Origin of the sequence: Maricaulis sp., assembly GCF_030149235.1 — a bacterium.
GTDB lineage: Bacteria > Pseudomonadota > Alphaproteobacteria > Caulobacterales > Maricaulaceae > Maricaulis.
In genome coordinates this window covers 1-17,345 of record NZ_JASBRW010000038.1, presented here as the reverse complement: position 1 = coordinate 17,345, position 17,345 = coordinate 1, and the positions used below count along the sequence as shown (strand labels likewise).

At 63.8% G+C, this 17,345-nt stretch carries 17 protein-coding genes; 5 read left to right on the top strand and 12 right to left on the bottom strand.

Features of this window, described 5'->3' with window-relative positions; translation table 11 throughout:
- Window positions 1-27: 27 nt before the first annotated feature.
- Complete coding sequence (locus Q1V51_RS05690; protein ID WP_300554034.1) at window positions 28-486, bottom strand: hypothetical protein; 459 nt, start codon at window positions 484-486, stop codon at window positions 28-30.
- Window positions 487-586: 100 nt separating this feature from the next.
- Here Q1V51_RS05690 and Q1V51_RS05685 point away from each other — a divergent pair, with 100 nt between their 5' ends.
- Window positions 587-1,687 carry a PQQ-dependent sugar dehydrogenase gene (locus tag Q1V51_RS05685; protein ID WP_300554032.1) on the top strand — a complete coding sequence of 367 codons (1,101 nt, stop codon included), beginning with the start codon at window positions 587-589 and terminating at the stop codon, window positions 1,685-1,687.
- A 10-nt stretch (window positions 1,688-1,697) separates the two neighbouring features.
- On the opposite strand, the gene Q1V51_RS05680 is transcribed toward Q1V51_RS05685, so the two are convergent.
- The 5 genes from Q1V51_RS05680 to Q1V51_RS05660 all read right to left on the bottom strand — a co-directional run bounded on the left by Q1V51_RS05680 (window position 1,698) and on the right by Q1V51_RS05660 (window position 8,694).
- Entirely contained in the window at window positions 1,698-2,114 is a 417-nt protein-coding gene (locus tag Q1V51_RS05680; RefSeq protein ID WP_300554029.1) for a DUF1330 domain-containing protein, read from the bottom strand.
- Window positions 2,115-2,126: 12 nt separating this feature from the next.
- Window positions 2,127-5,360: an efflux RND transporter permease subunit gene (locus Q1V51_RS05675; RefSeq protein ID WP_300554026.1), complete on the bottom strand. Its 3,234-nt coding sequence runs from the start codon at window positions 5,358-5,360 to the stop codon at window positions 2,127-2,129.
- A complete protein-coding gene (locus tag Q1V51_RS05670) occupies window positions 5,357-6,430 on the bottom strand; it encodes an efflux RND transporter periplasmic adaptor subunit (protein ID WP_300554023.1) in 1,074 nt (357 codons plus the stop codon). The genes Q1V51_RS05675 and Q1V51_RS05670 overlap by 4 nt, the downstream gene beginning before the upstream one ends.
- Window positions 6,431-6,574: 144 nt before the next feature.
- Complete coding sequence (locus tag Q1V51_RS05665; protein WP_300554020.1) at window positions 6,575-7,756, bottom strand: NAD(P)/FAD-dependent oxidoreductase; 1,182 nt, start codon at window positions 7,754-7,756, stop codon at window positions 6,575-6,577.
- The gene (locus Q1V51_RS05660; RefSeq protein WP_300554017.1) at window positions 7,753-8,694 is read right to left on the bottom strand and encodes an alpha/beta hydrolase; all 942 of its coding nucleotides are present in this window, start codon (window positions 8,692-8,694) and stop codon (window positions 7,753-7,755) included. The genes Q1V51_RS05665 and Q1V51_RS05660 overlap by 4 nt, the downstream gene beginning before the upstream one ends.
- 90 nt (window positions 8,695-8,784) lie before the next feature.
- Between Q1V51_RS05660 and glpK the strand changes: the two genes are divergently transcribed.
- Window positions 8,785-10,275 (top strand): glycerol kinase GlpK, encoded by a 1,491-nt coding sequence (gene glpK, locus Q1V51_RS05655; protein WP_300554015.1) that lies wholly within the window; start codon window positions 8,785-8,787, stop codon window positions 10,273-10,275.
- Here glpK and rfaD read toward each other — a convergent pair.
- Genes rfaD through rfaE1 form a run of 3 tightly spaced genes read right to left on the bottom strand, consistent with a single transcriptional unit; the run spans window position 10,272 to window position 13,245 of the window.
- Window positions 10,272-11,255 (bottom strand): ADP-glyceromanno-heptose 6-epimerase, encoded by a 984-nt coding sequence (gene rfaD / locus Q1V51_RS05650; RefSeq protein WP_300554013.1) that lies wholly within the window; start codon window positions 11,253-11,255, stop codon window positions 10,272-10,274. The two genes, glpK and rfaD, sit on opposite strands and share 4 nt — an antisense overlap.
- Window positions 11,256-11,260: 5 nt before the next feature.
- Window positions 11,261-11,791, bottom strand: a complete 531-nt coding sequence (locus tag Q1V51_RS05645) for an HAD family hydrolase (RefSeq protein WP_300554011.1) — start codon at window positions 11,789-11,791, stop codon at window positions 11,261-11,263.
- Window positions 11,792-11,796: 5 nt separating this feature from the next.
- Window positions 11,797-13,245 (bottom strand): D-glycero-beta-D-manno-heptose-7-phosphate kinase, encoded by a 1,449-nt coding sequence (gene rfaE1 / locus Q1V51_RS05640; protein WP_300554008.1) that lies wholly within the window; start codon window positions 13,243-13,245, stop codon window positions 11,797-11,799.
- A 197-nt stretch (window positions 13,246-13,442) separates the two neighbouring features.
- Here rfaE1 and Q1V51_RS05635 point away from each other — a divergent pair, with 197 nt between their 5' ends.
- From Q1V51_RS05635 to Q1V51_RS05625, 3 genes are all read left to right on the top strand, one after another.
- On the top strand, window positions 13,443-14,135 hold the full coding sequence (locus Q1V51_RS05635; protein ID WP_300554005.1) for an SOS response-associated peptidase: 693 nt from the start codon (window positions 13,443-13,445) through the stop codon (window positions 14,133-14,135).
- A 61-nt stretch (window positions 14,136-14,196) separates the two neighbouring features.
- Window positions 14,197-14,334 carry a hypothetical protein gene (locus tag Q1V51_RS05630; protein WP_300554002.1) on the top strand — a complete coding sequence of 46 codons (138 nt, stop codon included), beginning with the start codon at window positions 14,197-14,199 and terminating at the stop codon, window positions 14,332-14,334.
- Window positions 14,335-14,434: 100 nt separating this feature from the next.
- On the top strand, window positions 14,435-14,917 hold the full coding sequence (locus tag Q1V51_RS05625; protein ID WP_300553999.1) for a hypothetical protein: 483 nt from the start codon (window positions 14,435-14,437) through the stop codon (window positions 14,915-14,917).
- Here the strand turns inward: Q1V51_RS05625 and Q1V51_RS05620 are convergent.
- The 3 genes from Q1V51_RS05620 to hppD form a co-directional block, all read right to left on the bottom strand.
- Window positions 14,914-15,621 (bottom strand): hypothetical protein, encoded by a 708-nt coding sequence (locus tag Q1V51_RS05620; protein ID WP_300553997.1) that lies wholly within the window; start codon window positions 15,619-15,621, stop codon window positions 14,914-14,916. The two genes, Q1V51_RS05625 and Q1V51_RS05620, sit on opposite strands and share 4 nt — an antisense overlap.
- Window positions 15,622-15,795: 174 nt before the next feature.
- Window positions 15,796-16,329: a VOC family protein gene (locus tag Q1V51_RS05615; RefSeq protein WP_300553994.1), complete on the bottom strand. Its 534-nt coding sequence runs from the start codon at window positions 16,327-16,329 to the stop codon at window positions 15,796-15,798.
- A 10-nt stretch (window positions 16,330-16,339) separates the two neighbouring features.
- The coding region (hppD, locus tag Q1V51_RS05610; RefSeq protein WP_300553992.1) for a 4-hydroxyphenylpyruvate dioxygenase at window positions 16,340-17,345 on the bottom strand (1,006 nt) is incomplete at its 5' end.

The following is a 17,345-nucleotide window of genomic DNA, read 5'->3' as shown; positions in this document are numbered from 1 at the left end:
AGACAGATTATGCGGCCGGCATTGACCTTATTCGGTGTGAGCGGCGGGTTTGAGCAGGGCAAAGACAAGGCCAGCGGCCGCGCCACCGAGTGAAAGCACAAGCAATCCCGACCAGTTACGGCCCGAGGCCACAGGCGTGATCGTCGAATCCAGCATCTGGTTATAGTAAAGCGTGATGCCGCTGATGATGGCGAAGACGGCGACACCGCCCGCCAGCGTGTATCCGATATTACGCCAGCCCGGTCCGAGAAGCCGCGCTGTGAAGCCCGCCACCGGGAAGGCGATCAGGAAACCGATCAGGAGCAGGATCCCCAGAACCGGCCCGAAACCGGTCAGATCATCCAAAATGGCCTCGGCCCGGACCGCTGTCGGGATTTCCGCGCCGACGCCGGTCAGGCCTTCCAGTACGACATGGGTGTTGGCTATCGATACCAGGATTGTGCCGGTGATCAGCGCCAGCAGGAAAACCGTAATCGTGCGAAGCATGAACCCCTCCATCTCTTCCGGCCTAGCGAGCCATGACCAGCAGGTGGCGTCAAGCGCTCGGAGTGCTAGATTGATTGACAGACTAGCGAAGGGGCTGACCGTGCGTTTCTTGACCAGCTTGATCCTGGCCGCAGGATTGAACGGCGCTGTGTGGGCGCAAGATGAGTATTCCACTGAAATCGTGACCGCAGGGCTCGACCATCCCTGGGCCGTCGCCGTCCTGCCTGACCGCGATATGCTGATCACGGAAAAGTCTGGGGCCTTGCGCTGGTACACGACCGGCGCGCTCGCTGATACGCCGGTCTCCGGCGTTCCGGCCTCGCTCTATTCCGGCCAGGGCGGTCTGCTCGATGTGGTGCTGCACCCGGACTTCGAGACCAATAACCTTGTCTACCTGACCTGGTCGGAGGGCACGCCGCGCGACAATACGCTGAAACTGGGCCGGGGCCGGTTTGAAGCGGGTGCGCTGGTGGATTTCGAAGAGATCTTCGCCGCCGAACCGCGCCGCCCCACCGATGTGCATTACGGTGCGCGCATGGTCTTCCTTGAGGATAATTCCATCCTGCTCGGTATTGGCGACGGATTTGATCTGCGCGAAGAGGCCCAGCGACCGGAAACCCATTTCGGCACCTATGTCCATCTCGCAGATGACGGCACGCCGATGCCGAGTGCCGTCGAGGGCGGTGGGCCGGGCGTCTTCACCTATGGCCACCGCAATCCGCAGGCGGTGGTGCGCGACCCACAGACCGGCACGGTCTACTCCCATGAGCACGGTCCGCGCGGCGGCGACGAGATCAATATCCTCCGCGCCGGGGCCAATTATGGCTGGCCGATCACCAGCTATGGCATTGATTATACCGGCGCTATCGTGACCCCGTTCGAGACCTATCCCGGCGTCACCGATCCGGTCCATTACTGGACGCCCTCGATCGCTCCGGCCGGCATGGCCATCTATCGCGGCGAGATGTTCCCCGAATGGGATGGCGACCTCATCATCTCGGCCCTGATTGCCGGCGATGCCGGCACGGCGGGCGGGCATTTGCGTATTGTCGACCTGGACGGCAGCGAAGTCGTCGGCGAGGCGATTATCCTCGGTGAGCTGGAAGCCCGCCTGCGCGATGTCCGCGTCGCTCCGGACGGATCGCTTCTGGTCCTGGAAGATGCCCCGGATGGTCGCTTGATCCGGGTCTATCGCGACTGATCAGGCGCAACTAGCCGAACTGATCGCCGCCGCCAAGCGGCAGGTGCCGGACCAGGCGGCTGTCGCGCACGGCGGCCTGGCGGTGAGGCACTGCGTCTGTCTGGTAGGTCTTGTTGGTGACCATTTCCAGGAAGGCGCCAGCGCTCGGATAGGCAGCTATGAAAGCAATATCCCAGGCTTCATCGGCGGGGCCGATCAGCATGCTTTGCGGCTGACCGCGCCAGATGATCTTGCCGCCGACACCCTGGAAGATGGGGCCGGAGAACTTGCCGTAATTGGCATAGGCCTCGGCCCCGGTCGCCTCGCGGCCGTCGGGATAGGCGGCCTTGTCGCGCAGGCGGATCAGGTTGAGCATTTCGATCGGCTGGGACCGGTCGAGATCCTTGAAGGTCTGGAAAGCGTCACGGGTCGGATCGATATGGCTCATCTGTGATTTCCTCTATTCCGCCGGTTCCGGCTGCGGGTTCGGCTGCGAGGCCGGGCGGCCGAGCACCTGGCCGATCACCTTGCGCCGCCAATCACCCATACGGCTCGGCGCGCCGAGCAGGACCGGGGTCAAGAGCAGCGTCAGCAGGGTGGAGAAGCCCAGACCCCAGACCACGGCTGAGGAGAGCTGCACCCACCATTCACTCGCCGGCCCGCCGATCGAGAGCTGGGCGCTGGCGAAATTGGCATTGATCTGGAACACCATCGGAAGCAGGCCGAAAATCGTCGTGATCGTCGTCAGCATGACCGGGCGCAGGCGCTGGGAGGCGGTGCGAACCACGGCCTCATCGACACTCATGCCGAGCCCGCGCAGGCGGTGGAAGGTGTCGATCAGGACGATGTTATTGTTCACCACAATGCCGGCGAGGGTGACGATACCGGTGCCCAGGAAGAGCACCGAGATATAGGGGAAGGTCAGGATCACGCCGAGCAGCACGCCGACAACGGACAGGATTACCGCCTGCAGGGTCAGAATGACGTGCCAGAAATTATTGAACTGCCACAAGAGGATGACGCCCATCATGAAGAGCGAGGCGAGCATGGCGCCAATAAAGAACTGGCCGGCCTCGGCATTTTCCTCGTCGGCGCCGAGATAGCTGACCTCGACCTGAGCCGGGATGGTGCCGGAGGCGATCTGGCTTTCGACCCAGGCCTGGACTTCCATCAACAGGACATTGCCGGCAAAGCCCTCTTCGGCATTGGCGCGGACCATGAAATAGCGCTTGCCGTCGCGACGATTGATGGTGTCGACGCGCGGCCGGGCCTCGCGGGTGACAAAATTGGAGATCGGCACGGCACCATTGGGCGTGTTGACGCGCAGATCATCGAGCCGGCTGATATCGCGATCGCTCTCCGGGAAGCGCACGCGGATATCGACTTCCTCATCGGCATCATCGGGACGATAGCGTCCGACCAGGGAGCCGGCGGTAACCAGTTGGACGGCCGCGCCGACCTGGCTGACATCGGCGCCGAAGCGACCAGCTTCCTCGCGATCGACCTGCAGACGCCATTCCACACCCGGGAGAGGCAGGGTGTCCTCGATATCGGTGAGGCCCTCGACCTGGTCGATATAGCCCCGTACCAGGCGGGTGGCCTCGACCAGGGCGGTCATGTCATCCGAGCGTAGCTGGACCTGGACATCCTTGCCCACGGGCGGGCCCTGCTCGAAGGGACGAACCTCGATAATGACGCCGGGGATACCCACCAAGGCCTCGCGGATCTGACGTTCGATCAGGCGCCCATTCGGGCGCTCGCCATAGGGATAGAACTCGATGAAGATGCGCGCCACGCTGTCGGCCGGCGGGGAGCGGGTGCCGTCAAAGGGCGACTGGCCCGGCGACTGGCCGGCAACCGTGTAATAGCCCTTGATGCCTTCAATCCCGGCGATCCGGCGTTCAGCCTCCAGTGACAGCTCGTATTGCTCGGTCGGGGAGAGATTGCCGCGCGCGCGCACGAAGACGTAAAGCTGCTCCGGCTCGCTATCGAGGAAGAATTCGGAGCGTTTCGGCTCCAGTCCGAACATGGAATTGGCCTGGGCGATGAAGCTGAACAGGACCACGATGACCACGGCCACGGCCGCTCCGGAGACCGCCAGCGGGCGCTGCACCAGCGCCGCGATCAGCTTGGCATACCAGCCGGTAAAGCCCGGCAATTGCCGCGGGTCGCCGCCTTCCTGGGCGTTGAGGTAAGCGACAGCGCTGGCCTCATCGACCACCCCGCCCTTGCGGCCGAGGACCGAGCCGAGCGTCGGCAGGAAGATCAGCGCCATGACCAGCGCAGCTGACAGCACGAAGATCAGCGTCAGCGGCAGATAGGCCATGTACTGGCCCGGAATGGAATCCCAGAACAGGAAGGGCAGGAAAGCCGCCAGCGTCGTCGCCGTTGAGGATACGATCGGCCAGAACATGCGCTTGCCGGCCGCCAGATAGGCTTCGCGCCGTGTGTCGCCCTCGGCCAGCTTGCGGTCGGCATATTCGACCACGACGATGGCGCCATCGACCAGCAGTCCCACCGCCAGCACCATGGCGAACATCACCATCATGTTGATCGTCAGCCCGTAGACATCGAGTAGCAGGAAGGAGAACAGGAAGCTGGAGGGAATGGCGAGGCCGACCAGGAGGGCCGAGCGCACGCCCAGCGCGGCGATCACGAGGATGAGAACGAGGAGAATGGCCAGCATGATCGAGCTGGTCAGGCTCTGCAGGCTGTCGCGCACATAGGTGGAAAGATCGAGGCTGAAATCATGGCGCACTGTGGCCGGCCAGGTCTCGGCCATTTCCGCCGTGGTCGCGCGCACCGCGGCGGACGTGTCCATGATATTCTCGCCGGAGCGCCGCACGACCTGAAGTGTGAAGGCGGTCTCGCCATTATAGCGCGAGAAGCTGTCGGCATCCTTGAAGGTGCGGCGCACATTAGCGACATCAGCCAGCGTGACCACGGCATCTCCGGAGGAGGCGAGCGGCAGGTTGAGGGCGTCATCAGCGCTTTCAAACAGGCCCGGCACCTTGACCTGGAAACGCGCCTCGCCGCTGTCGAGCGCCCCGGCAGCGATCAGCTGATTGTTTGACTGCACGGCCTGGAAGAGCTGGCCATAGGTAACGCCATAGGTCTCCAGCAAGGCTGGATCGACGACGATTTCCAGCAATTCCTCGCGGATGCCCTGGATATTGACCTCGAGGATTTGCGGCAGGGCTTCCAGCTCGTCCTGCAGGTCGCGGGCGATGCGATAGAGCGTGCGTTCCGGCGCCTCGCCATAGACCTGGACGGCAATGGTTGGCGCGAGGGCGGAATTGAATTCCTGGATGATCGGCTCGCGTGCATCCTCCGGGTATTCCCGGCGGGCCATGTCGACCGCTTCTCGCACATCGAGGACGGATTGCTCGCTGTCGAAAGGCACGTCGAATTCGGCGACGAGGAAACCGGCGCCGAGCGCGCCGACACTGTCGAGTTCCTCGATATTGTCCAGCGCCCGCAGCTCGGTCTCGGTCGGGCGAACGATCAGGCGCTCGGCGTCTTCCGGTGAAATGCCGGCCAGCGGCACGGTGACGATGACAAAGGGGAAGGGGATATCCGGGTCGGCTTCGCGCGGCAGGGTGATGAAGGAAATCATTCCCGCGACAAGGGCGCACAGGAAGATGGCCAGGATCATGCGCGACCGGTTGATCGCGAAATCGACGATACCCGTCACTGGCCAGCCTCCTCGGGAGCGACCTCCACCCGGGTCCCGTCGGAGACGAATTCCTGTCCCAGCACGATCACCTCGGCGATGGTCGGAAGGCCCGACACCCAGACCTCTTCGCCATCATCGGCGAGCAGTTCGACCGTCATGAAGCGGACCGTGTCGCCATTGGTGACGATGCGGACGCCGAGATCGCCGGATGCGTTCAGGGTCAGGACCGAGGTCGGAACACGATGGGCCGGTGCCGCGGCCAGCGGAATGGCGATATTGGCGGTGACGCCGGAGCGATAGGCCCCGTCCGGATTGGATGCTTCCAGTTCGACGCGGAAGGTCCGCGTTGCCGGGTCGGCGCGGCGCTCGACAAAGCGGACCTGGCCCTCAATGGCATCGCCGGTGACCAGTTCAGCCCGGCCCGGCATGCCGGATTCCAGGGCGCTCACATCGCGCTCCGCGACTTCCGCAACAATCAGGATCGGGTCCAGCTGGACCACCGTGCCGCACGGGTCGCCGGGGCGCAGATAATCGCCGATTTCGGCGATGCGGCCGTCGAAAATCCCGTCAAACGGGGCCAAGAGCTCGATATTGGCGATCTCTTCACGCGCCGCCTGCAAGCGCGCCCGAGCGGCATCACGTGCCGCTTCCAGGGCTGCGACCTGGTTGGCCGAGCGGTGACCGCGGGCCGAGAGCTCCACGGCGGCATCATATTCCAGCTGGCGGGCGCGCAGATCTGCCTCGGCCTGGTCGAGCGCAGCTGCACGGGCATCAACATCGAGGCGGCACATCACATCGCCCGCGGCAATCAGCCCGCCTTCGAGGGCCGGAGTGGCTACCACGCGGCCGCCGGTTTCGGCTCGAACGACGACTTCCCGAAAGGCTTCGGTGCGGCCGCGCAGGGCGAGGATGGCGGGACGCGGCTGGGCTTCGACTCGGCGCGTTACGACCTGAAATAGCGGTGCGGTTTTCTCGGTATTGGTCCGTGTCGATGCATTGCCGCCGCCCATCAGCGTTCCCACCGCAAACAGAAGCACAATAGCGGCGAAAATGACCAAGGCTGTTAGATAGGACTTATTCATCGGCATGCGGAAGTATCCGGTGCTCAAACATGTAAATCAGGGTTGGCGGCGAACAGCGTTTACCAAAGTCTTGATACCTGCACAGACCGAATATTGCTAAGGTTTTTTGTGCAACCAGCTGTACTCGAATGCTTTACCCGTGATGCGGGATCAGACGTGCTGGCCCGCGCACCAGCCTGATGACCAGGCCCACTGGAAGTTGTATCCGCCGAGCCAGCCCGTCACGTCAACAACTTCACCGATGAAGTAGAGGCCTTTTTGGGTCTTGGCTTCCATCGTCTTGCTGTTGAGCCCGGCCGTGTCGACACCGCCCAGCGTCACTTCCGCTGTGCGATAGCCCTCCGACCCGACGGGGCGGAGCGTCCAGTGTTCAAGGTCATGGGCAAGGGCCCGGAGCCGTTTTTCCGACCATTCTGCGAGCTTGCCCTGGGCGCCCATTTTCTCGGCCAGGAAACTGCCCAGGCGTTTGGGCAGGATCTGGCTGAGGACGGCTTCCGGAGACTGGCCACCCTGGTTCTTGCGCCGGTCGCGCAGGGCCTCGAGCCAGTCGGTGCCAGGCGCCAGGCGGATCTCGATATCCTCGCCCTCGCGCCAATAGGAGGACAGCTGGAGGATGGCCGGGCCGGACAGGCCGCGATGGGTGAACAGCATGGCCTCGTCGAAACTGGCCTTGGCGTTGAAGGCACGAACGTCCGCTGCAACACCGGCAAGGGCGGAGAACTCCTCCAGGGCGGCCGTATCGAAGGTCATCGGCACCAGGGCCGGGCGGGTTTCCGTGACGGCGAGGCCGAAATGCTCGGCAATCTCATAGCCAAACCCGGTGGCGCCCATTTTCGGGATCGACCTGCCGCCACAGGCTATAACGAGGGATCCAACCTCCAGCCGCTCCCCGGATCCGAGGGTAAGGGCAAACCCGTCCGCGGTGCGCGCATAAGACTCGAGGGTTTCGCGCTGGTGCAGATCCACCCCGGCTTCGCTCATATCCTCGCGCAGGGCGGCGATAATGTCCTTGGCGGAGTTGTCGCAGAAGAGCTGGCCCAGCGTCTTTTCATGCCAGGCAATGCCGTGGCGATCGACCCAGTCAATGAAGTCATACTGGGTGTATTGCTTCAGCGCCGATTTGACGAAATGCGGGTTCTCGCTGAGGAAATTTTCCGGCGCGGCGTGGATATTGGTGAAGTTGCAGCGGCCGCCACCGGAAATGCGGATCTTCTCGCCCGGAGCCTTGGCATGATCGATGATCACCACCTTGCGGCCGCGGCGGCCAGCCTCGATGGCGCAGAACATGCCCGCGGCGCCGGCGCCGATAATGGCGACGTCGGCCCGGCTCATGCGTGGCCGGTGACGCGGTCCAGCCAGTCAGCGAAGGCCGCCATCTGCTCCTCGCGGCCGATTTCCATCAGCGTCTCGTGGCGGAAGTCCTCGAGCACTTCGAGCTGCACATCACGGAACTGGGCGCGCTTGAGGCGCTTGGCCAGGTGTTTGACGGCCTTGCCGTTATCCGTGGCCGGGTCCTTGGACCCGCCGATCAGGTGGAAGGGCAGGGCGCGCGGGATATTGGCCAGGTTCTGGTCCTTCTCCGCATAGGAAACACCGCCGAGAAAATCGCGCCAGAGCGAGACGGAAGACGGCCAGCCGCAGATCTCGTCCTCGGCGTATTTGTCGACCTCGGCGGTATCGCGGGACAGCCAATCGGCGTCCGTGCGGCCTTCCGGGAAGCGCTTGTTCCAGCCCTTGAAGGTCAGGTTCTCCAGCGTCAGGCTGGGTGTGAAGGGGCCGCCGACCAGGGCTTCAAAGAACAGGACGATCCGCATGGCGACCTTGTTGGCACCAAGCGCCATATTGCCATTCCACAGCGCTGCGCCCTGGACCGCATCGGGATGGCGCATGACGAAATTCATCGAAATCACCGAGCCCATCGAGTGGCCGAAAATGACCAGAGGCAGACCCGGCCAGCGCTTACGCGCCTCGGCCTGAACCGCGGCGACATCATCCATCACCTTGATCCAGCCATCCTTGTCGGCAAAGCGACGCGGGGCACCGTCCTCGGCTTCGGTGCGGCCATGGCCGCGATGGTCGTGGCCGATGGTATGATAGCCGCGTGAGGCGAGATAGGCCGCAAAGGGCGCATAGCGGCCGGCATATTCAGCCAGGCCGTGATTGATCTGGACAATGCCGCGCGGCGTTGTCTCGGCCTCATAGGTGTAGAGCGCCAGATCGGCACCGGTCGGGCTTTTCAGCCGCGACTGCTGGAATTCTGGATCGGTCATAAAAGTCTTTCCCTGCCCGCGCTGAACCTAGCGTGTTTCGTCCGCCGCCGTCACGGTTATAGTTCCGCTATAAATCATTCGGGGGAGACGATGTTCAAAAAGCGCAAGGCCTTGCTGGCGATTGATCAGGGTACGACGAGTTCGCGCGCCATCGTGTTCAGCCTCAAGGGCGAGACGATTGCCATCGCCCAGTCCGAATTCCCGCAAATCTACCCGCAGCCGGGTTGGGTTGAACATGATCCGGAAGTGATCTGGGCCACCGTGCTGTCGACGGCACGCGAAGCCCTGAGCGCCGCGGAGAAGAAGGGCTGGCGGGTCGAGGCCATCGGCATCACCAATCAGCGCGAGACGACCCTGGTCTGGGACCGCAAGACCGGCCGGCCGCTGCACAATGCCATTGTCTGGCAGGACCGACGGACCGCCGAGATCTGTGCCGGGCTGGAAGCGGGCGGCCATGGTGCGGCGGTGCAGGCGGCGACGGGTCTGCTGCTCGACCCCTATTTCTCGGCCACCAAGATCGCCTGGATCCTCGACCAGGTCGATGGGGCCCGGGACCGGGCCAAGCGCGGCGAGCTGGCCTTCGGCACGGTCGACAGCTGGTTGATCTGGCGCCTCACCGGCGGCCAGGTCCACGCCACCGACGCCACCAATGCCAGCCGCACCTCGCTCTTCAATATCGGCTCCAACACCTGGGATGCGGCGATGCTGGACCTGTTCAAGGTCCCCGCCTCCATGCTGCCCGAGGTCAAGGATTGCGCCGATGATTTCGGGGCGACGGATGCGGCCCATTTCGGCCGCGATATTCCGATCCTTGGTGTCGCCGGAGACCAGCAATCGGCGACCATCGGCCAGGCCTGTTTTGCGCCCGGCGAGATGAAATCCACCTATGGCACCGGCGCCTTCATGCTGCTCAATACGGGTTCTGAAGCCGTGACTTCCAGGGCCAAGCTGTTAACCACGATCGCCTATCGTATCGCCGGCGAAACGAGTTATGCCCTTGAAGGGTCTGTACTTTCCGCCGGCGCGACAATCCAGTGGTTAAGGGATGGGCTGGGCCTGATCGCACAGGCGAGCGAGATCGAGGCGCTCGCCGCGGCGGCCAAGCCGGATCACACCGTGCATCTCGTGCCGGCCTTTACCGGGCTCGGCGCGCCCTATTGGGATCCCGAAGCGCGCGGCGCCATTACCGGGCTGACCCGCGGTGATGGCCGGGCCGAGATCGCAGCTGCGGCGATCGACAGCACGGTGCAGCAGACCTGTGACTTGCTCGATGCCATGGCCGCGGACGGAATGCAGACCAAGGCCCTGCGGGTCGATGGCGGCATGGCCCGCAATAACGCCTTCCTGCAACGCATGGCCGACATGTCCGGCGCCGAAGTGGTGCGCCCGGTCAATACCGAGACGACCGCATGGGGTGCGGCTTTCCTGGCCGGTCTCAAGGTCGGGATGTTCAAATCGCTCGAGGATGGGCGCGCGCTATGGCAGGCGGACCGGGCTTTCAAGCCGGACTTCGACGGCCAGGCGCGCCAGTCCGCGCGGGCCGGCTGGGCCAAGGCCGTGGCACGGGTTCGGACCGGCTAGCGGAACGGGTCGTCGGTCGCGAGGAAGTCGCGGACATACTGGCCGACGCCGTCTTCCAGGGCGGTGCCATTGACCGGGCAGCCGGCCGCAACCAGGCGGCTCATCCGGGCCTGGGTGAAATACTGGTACTGGCCCTTGAGCTTGTCCGGCATGTCGATGAATTCGATCTGCGGCTCGCGCTCCATGGCGGCGAAGACCGCCAGGGCGAGATCCTTGAAGCTGCGCGCCTTGCCGGAGCCGACATTGTAGATGCCGTTCTCCTGCAGACCGGTCGCGCACCAGATTGCCGTGCGGGCACAATCCTCGACCCAGACGAAATCGCGCATCTGCCCGCCATCCTCGTAATCGGGATGGTCGGAGGCGAAGAGTTTCATCTTGCCGGTCTCGGAGACCTGTTCGAAGACCTGGATGGCGACCGAGCGCATCGAGCCCTTATGCTGCTCATTGGGGCCATAGACGTTGAAGAATTTCAGCCCGGCCCAGCGCGGCGGCGCGGCCCGTTTCTCGTCGACCTGGCGGCGGGCCCAGCAATCAAACAGCCATTTCGACCAACCATAGGCATTCAAGGGGCGCAGTTTCGACATCGAAACGAGGTCGTCATCATCATCAAAGCCCTGCTCGCCATCGCCATAGGTGGCCGCTGAGGAGGCATAGACAAAGGGCACATCGCGCGCCGAGCACCAGTCCCAGAGATCACGTGACAGGGTGAAATTGGTGCGCGCAATCAGGTCGCCATCGCGCTCGGTCGTGGCCGAGATCGCGCCCATATGGATGATGCCCTCAATCCGGCCGGCATGGTAATCCAGCGCCTCGAACGTCTGATCGGGATGGATCACGTCCTCCAGCGTATGCTTGGCGATATTCTTCCACTTTGCGTCAGTGCCCAGCTCGTCGATGAGGGCGACGGCTTTGCCTTGCGCCGCAAGGTCCGCGACGATATTCGATCCGATGAAGCCGGCGCCGCCGGTGACGATGAACATGGGTGTCAGCTCGCTTTGCTGGAAAGGATATGGGCGGCCGCCGCCGCGAGATGGGGCACGCTGGCAGCCTGGCCATGATCGGCCGCATCGGCGGGCCCGATCAAGAGGCTGCGCCCGCCGATATTGAGGCCGAGTTCGACATCGCTGGCCTTGTCGCCGATGACCCAGGCCTGGCTCAGCTCGAGACCGGTCTCGCGGGCGATTTCCTCGGCCATGCCGGTTTTAGGCTTGCGGCAGTGACAGTCCTCGCCCGGTGCATGCGGGCACATGGCGACATGCCGGATATGGATGCCGGCATCGGCTAGCATGCCGACCAGGCGGTCATTGATGGCATGGGCCGTGTCCAGGTCGAAATAACCGCGGCCGACGCCGGACTGGTTGGTGACGAGGGTCAGCACCGCCCCGTCATCCTGCATCGCCTTCAGGCCGTCCAGAGCCTGCGGAAGCAGGTCCAGCCCGTCCGGATCGGCCAGGTAATGCTTGTCGACATTGATGGTGCCGTCGCGATCAAGCAGGACGAGGTAAGGTCCGGTCATTCCGCTCAGCTCTTGGCCCGCGCAATGGCCGCCGTGGTGGACTTGCCCGGCACCAGCGGCGCCAGGACAACCTCGCCGCCGCGCGCCCGGACCACATCGCCGCCGACGACTTCGTCCGGCTTGTAGTCGGCGCCCTTGACCAGCACGTCCGGGCCAATCTCGGTGATTGCTTCGAGCGGCGTGTCCTCGTTGAACAGCACGACAAGATCCACATCGCGCAGGGCCGCCATCACGGTGGCGCGGGAAGCTTCATCCTGGACCGGGCGGGTCGGGCCCTTCAGGCGCTGAACCGAGGCATCGGTATTGAGGGCCACGATGAGCTTGTCGCCCTGGGATTTGGCGAAGCCGAGAATGGAGATGTGGCCGGGATGGATGAGGTCGAAACAGCCATTGGTGAAGACGACTTTCAGCCCCTGGGCCTGCCAGGCCTGCGTCGCGCGCCTGGCGCCCTCAAGGTCGACAATAATGGAGCCGTCCGGTCCGCCGCCATGCAGGGCGACATGAAGCTCGGCGGCCGAGACGGTCGCCGTGCCGATCTTGCCGACAACGACCCCGGCGGCGCGATTGGCGAGCTCGGCCGCCGCCTCGATCGGCGCACCACAGGCCAGGCCGAGGGCGAGCGCGGCAACCACCGTGTCACCGGCGCCGGAGACGTCGAAGACTTCCTGGGCTGCGGTGGGCAAGTGACGGACCTCGCCATCCTTGTTGAGCACGGTCATTCCGTTCGGGCCGCGGGTAATGACCACGAAGGGGCAGCCGACCGCGGCGCTGATCGCGGCGGCGGCCCGCTCGGCACCGGCATCATCGGCACAGGAGATTCCGGTCGCTTCTTCCGCTTCCTTGGCGTTCGGCGTGATCACCGTGGCGCCGCGATAGCGCGACAGCTCGCGCGATTTCGGATCGACGATGACCGGGATGCCGCGGTCTGCAGCCAGGACGGAGGCACGCTTGATCGCCTCATCGCTGAGCACGCCCTTGGCATAATCGGACAGGACCAGGGCATGAGCCTGGTCGAGGGCGCGTGAGAGCTCCGCCATCATGTCGTCCAGCCCGGCGCTGGACGGCGGACCGACATCTTCCTCATCGACGCGCAGCATTTGCTGGCTCTTGGCGACGAAACGGGTTTTTACCGAGGTGCGGGCATCGGTTGTGCGAGCCAGGCGCGTTTCCAGTCGCTCGGTCGAGGCCGCCGCCTCGAGCAGGGCATCGCCGACCTTGTCCGTCCCGATCAGGCCGACCAGAACCGCGTCACCGCCCAGCGACGCGATATTGCGCGCCACATTGCCGGCGCCGCCGACCATCTGCTCATAGCGGTCGACGCGGAAGACCGGGGTCGGGGCTTCCGGGGAAATCCGGGTTGTGTCGCCGAAGGTGAAACGGTCGAGCATGACATCGCCGAACACGGTCAGCCGCCGGCCGGAAAAGGCGTCGATCCAATCACTCGTCCGCGACATGCCAAAGCCCCCTTCAGGCGCCGCGCGGCCGCAGGGCCGCAAGTTCCAACCTGTATAAGCTGCTGTGGAGACGAGCGAAAGCGCGGGATGAAGCATGCCGGCCCGCCGGTCTCGCCGGCTGCGGGGCCGGAGTATCCTGGTTCAAATCCTAATCGAATGGGCTCGCGATCGTCCGCCAGCCGCGCTAGTCTGGCTGGATGTGCGGACGGTATGCGTTGGGAAAGCTGGAGTGGTGGATCCTGCAGGAGATGTTCAAGCTCCAGCAGGCGGCGCTGAATATGCAGCCCCGCTGGAATATCGCCCCGACGCAGGACGCACCGATCATCCGTCATGTCGAGGATCACCGCGAAGCCGTCATGGCGCGCTGGGGTCTGGTGCCGCATTTCTGGTCCAAGCCGTTGTCGGAGATGAAATATTCCACCTTCAATGCCAAGTCTGAGACTGCGGCCTCGACCGCCAGTTTCCGCGACCCGTTCCGCAAGCGCCGCTGCATCGTGCCGGCGATCGGGTTCTACGAGTGGACCGGTGAAAAGGGCGCCAAACAGCCTTGGTGGATCACGGTGAAGGATCAGGACTGGTTCGGGTTTGCGGGGCTCTGGGATCGCACCGAGATCGAGGGGCAGCGGGTGGAGAGCTTCACCATCCTCACCACCCGGCCCAATCAGGAAATGTCGCAACTGCATTCGCGCATGCCGGTGATCCTGCGGCCGGATCATTATGACCTCTGGCTCGACCCCGCCAATGACCGCGACGCGATCGAACCGCTGCTGACGGGATTACCCGATGGCAGTCTGGAATATTCCGAGGCCAATAAATCGGTCGGCAATGTGCGCCAGGAGGGCGAGTGGCTGACCGTGCCCGGCGAAGGTACCCAGGCCCGGCTGGTCTAGGAGCGGTGGCGGTGACCCATCCCGAGATCAAATACTGTCTAAGTGGCGCGACACACACGGTATGGAGATATCGGCGGACCCGGCCGGGGCTTGTCTGCGCAGCGATATTGCCGCGCTGTGGATGGTATTCCTGACCCCGCTCGTGGCCGGCCTCGTTCTGACGGCCTGGGCGGCGCTGTTTGCCCGCCGCGAAGGCTGAGCGGCCGGACCTGTCTGCGGCATGACCAAAGCGCAATCTGGCCGCAAGGCGGGGGCAAGCCCGAGGTGATCACGTTTGGCGGACAAGACAGGTCCCCGCCATGCCCCTCATTTATGACGATCCCGATCTCGGCCGCATGCTCTATATTTCGCGGCTGCACCGCCTCCTACGCCAGCTCGACAACCAGGTCGAGACCATTGCCGCCGAGCACGGCATCGAGAGCCCACCGGAGTGCACCACCATCCTGCTTTCCCTGTGGCAGTACGGGCCAATGTCGCTCAATCTGCTGGCCGAAAGCGTCGGGGAGAGCCCGGCCGTGGTCGGGCGCCGGGTGCGCAAGCTGGTCGAGCAGCGCTATGCCCGGCGCAGCGTGCAGCCGCGGGCCCAGCGGGTAGATTTTCTCCTCACCCAGGTAGGCTATCGCCAGGCCGAGGCCCTGATGCGCCTGTCGCCGAAGATGGAAGAGATTTATCGCGCGCTCGATGCGGAGCTGGGGGTCGACCTGGCGCAAACGGTCGAGCGACTGAGCCGGAGCCTCAAGGCGCGGCCGCTGATGGCGCGTCTGAGTGAACCGGTGGACTAGTCCGTACCGGCGGCCAGGGCCTGCAATACCGCATCCGCGGTCTCCAGACGGCCCTGGTGCCAACTCAGATTGAAGCGGCTGACACTGTCCATCAACTGGGCGCTGGAGAGCAGCTCCGCCGACGTGCGGATCCGTTCGATATCGCCCTGATAGGGGCCGTTTTCGCCCTGTGTCGCGATCAGAAGTGACTGGTATTCCAGCAGAATGGCGTTGTTATCGATGACCAGCTGGGCGAGTGTTCCATAGGCCAGTTCGTGCCGCCTGACCTGTTCATCAAACTCGACCAGGGCCCGCCGCAGGGCCTCTGAGCGGACCAGTCGCATCTCGCCGCTGGCCAGCAGCTCGATATAGGTCGCCGACCGGCCGGCCGGGACCGGTGTGCCGATGGTGAGGGCCAGGGCGGTGCGGAAGTCCTCGGAGTGGGAGGGGACCGCCTCATCGGTGATCACCTCGACAAAGGCGGCGGCATGGCCGGCGCGCTGTTCCAGGTCTGCCAGGGCGGTTTCGGTATTGGCGTGGATGACCTCGAAATCGGTCTGCAACCGGGCCAGAACCAGCGCTTCACGCGCTTCATCCTGGCGGGTTTCATTCCAGGCGGTGATCTGGAAACCAATGGCGACACCGGAAATGACAATGACGAATTCCAGCGCGACAGCGAACCAGTTCTGTTCGCGGACGGCCTTGGTGAGGCGGGAGATGATCATGGCAGCCCCGGGGTTAACTGGTCATAGCCTGTCATAGTCAGCCTTATCCCCAATGCGGTGTGCGGCGGCAAATGAAAACGCCCCGGCGCTGGGGGCCGGGGCGTTTGTCGTCTCTCGATCCCGGATCCCCCGCTTCCGTTAGAGGGGGCAAGTCCGGGACTGCGGCTGGCGCCGCTAGTCCTGCTCGTGCAGCCAGGCGGCGTGCTTGGGCGCGCGCTTGGTCTGGCTCCATTCCTCGATCATCAGAGGCGCAACTTCATTGAGCTGCTTCATCTGTTCCGGCGTGCCGGTATTGGCGGCCAGTTCGAGGCGGTGACCATTCGGGTCGAAGAAATAGATCGACTTGAAGACGCCGTGATTGACCGGGCCGAGCACGTCCAGGCCTTCGCCTTCAATATGCTCCTTGGCCTTGTTCAGCGCGTCGAGGTCTTCCACCTCGAAGGCGATGTGCTGCACCCATTGCGGGGTCTGCTCGTCGCGGCCCATCTCCGGGGAGTTGGGCAGTTCGAAAAAGGCCAGCACATTGCCCATCCCCGCATCGAGGAAGATGTGCATGTAGGGGTCGGGCTCTTTCGTCGACGGCACCTCGTTCTCGGCGATGGCCAGGACCAGGTCCATACCCATCACCTTCTTGTAGAACTCGGTCGTCTCCTTCGCATCCTTGCAGCGATAGGCGACGTGGTGAATGCGCTTGAGTTCGACGCTCATGCCGGCCTCCTTAAGCGTTTTCGGTGTTCAGTACGCCGCGATTGATCTGGTCGCGTTCGATCGACTCGAACAGGGCCTTGAAATTGCCCTCGCCGAAGCCTTCATCTTCCTTGCGCTGGATGAACTCGAAGAAGATCGGGCCGATGGCCTTTTCCGAGAAGATCTGCAGCAGCAGACGCGGGGAGCCGCCCTCGGTGGTGCCGTCGAGCAGGATGCCGCGCTTGCGGAATTCCTCGGTCGGCTCGCCATGGCCCGGCAGGCGCTCTTCCAGCATGTCGTAATAGGTGTCCGGCGGCGCCGTCATGAACTGGGTGCCGGCCTTTTTCAGACGGTCCCAGCAGGCGACGAGGTCGTCACAGGAGAAGGCGATGTGTTGGATGCCCTCGCCCTTGTACTCGCGCAGATATTCTTCGATCTGGCCGACTTTTTCCGACTTCTCTTCATTCAGCGGGATACGGATCAGGCCGTCCGGAGCGGTCATCGCGCGCGACAAGAGCGCGGTGTATTCACCCTTGATGTCGAAATAGCGGATCTCACGGAAGTTGAAGAGATTCTCGTAGTAATTCGCCCAGTAGTCCATACGGCCCTTGTAGACGTTGTGGGTCAGGTGATCGATGATCTTGAAGCCACAGCCTTCCGGATGGATGTCGACGCCATCGAGATATTCGAAATCGATGTCGTAGATCGACTTGCCGTCCTCGAAACGGTCGATGAGATAGATCGAGGCGCCGCCAATACCCTTGATGGCGGGGATGACCAGCTCGGAAATGCCCGGCTCGGTCAGCACCGGCTCGGCGCCGCGCTCGAGGCATTCTTCATAGGCCGCGGCTGCGTCCTTGACGCGGAAGCCCATGCCGCACGCGGACGGGCCGTGCTCTTTGGCGAAGAAGTAAGCCTGGGTTTCCGGCTCGTAATTGATCAGGAAGTTGATGCCGCCCTGGCGCCACAGCTCGACATCCTTGGAGCGGTGGTTGGCGATGTGGGTGAAGCCCATGGCTTCGAAAATCGGCTCGATA

What these genes read in the sequence shown, in the direction of transcription:
- Q1V51_RS05690 (WP_300554034.1), bottom strand. Translation starts at nt 486, where the DNA reads ATGCTTCGCACGATTACGGTTTTCCTGCTGGCGCTGATCACCGGCACA.
- Q1V51_RS05680 (WP_300554029.1), bottom strand. Translation starts at nt 2,114, where the DNA reads ATGAGCCATATCGATCCGACCCGTGACGCTTTCCAGACCTTCAAGGAT.
- Q1V51_RS05670 (WP_300554023.1), bottom strand. Translation starts at nt 6,430, where the DNA reads ATGCCGATGAATAAGTCCTATCTAACAGCCTTGGTCATTTTCGCCGCT.
- Q1V51_RS05665 (WP_300554020.1), bottom strand. Translation starts at nt 7,756, where the DNA reads ATGAGCCGGGCCGACGTCGCCATTATCGGCGCCGGCGCCGCGGGCATG.
- Q1V51_RS05660 (WP_300554017.1), bottom strand. Translation starts at nt 8,694, where the DNA reads ATGACCGATCCAGAATTCCAGCAGTCGCGGCTGAAAAGCCCGACCGGT.
- glpK (WP_300554015.1), top strand. Translation starts at nt 8,785, where the DNA reads ATGTTCAAAAAGCGCAAGGCCTTGCTGGCGATTGATCAGGGTACGACG.
- rfaD (WP_300554013.1), bottom strand. Translation starts at nt 11,255, where the DNA reads ATGTTCATCGTCACCGGCGGCGCCGGCTTCATCGGATCGAATATCGTC.
- Q1V51_RS05645 (WP_300554011.1), bottom strand. Translation starts at nt 11,791, where the DNA reads ATGACCGGACCTTACCTCGTCCTGCTTGATCGCGACGGCACCATCAAT.
- rfaE1 (WP_300554008.1), bottom strand. Translation starts at nt 13,245, where the DNA reads ATGTCGCGGACGAGTGATTGGATCGACGCCTTTTCCGGCCGGCGGCTG.
- Q1V51_RS05635 (WP_300554005.1), top strand. Translation starts at nt 13,443, where the DNA reads ATGTGCGGACGGTATGCGTTGGGAAAGCTGGAGTGGTGGATCCTGCAG.
- Q1V51_RS05630 (WP_300554002.1), top strand. Translation starts at nt 14,197, where the DNA reads ATGGAGATATCGGCGGACCCGGCCGGGGCTTGTCTGCGCAGCGATATT.
- Q1V51_RS05625 (WP_300553999.1), top strand. Translation starts at nt 14,435, where the DNA reads ATGCCCCTCATTTATGACGATCCCGATCTCGGCCGCATGCTCTATATT.
- Q1V51_RS05620 (WP_300553997.1), bottom strand. Translation starts at nt 15,621, where the DNA reads ATGATCATCTCCCGCCTCACCAAGGCCGTCCGCGAACAGAACTGGTTC.
- Q1V51_RS05615 (WP_300553994.1), bottom strand. Translation starts at nt 16,329, where the DNA reads ATGAGCGTCGAACTCAAGCGCATTCACCACGTCGCCTATCGCTGCAAG.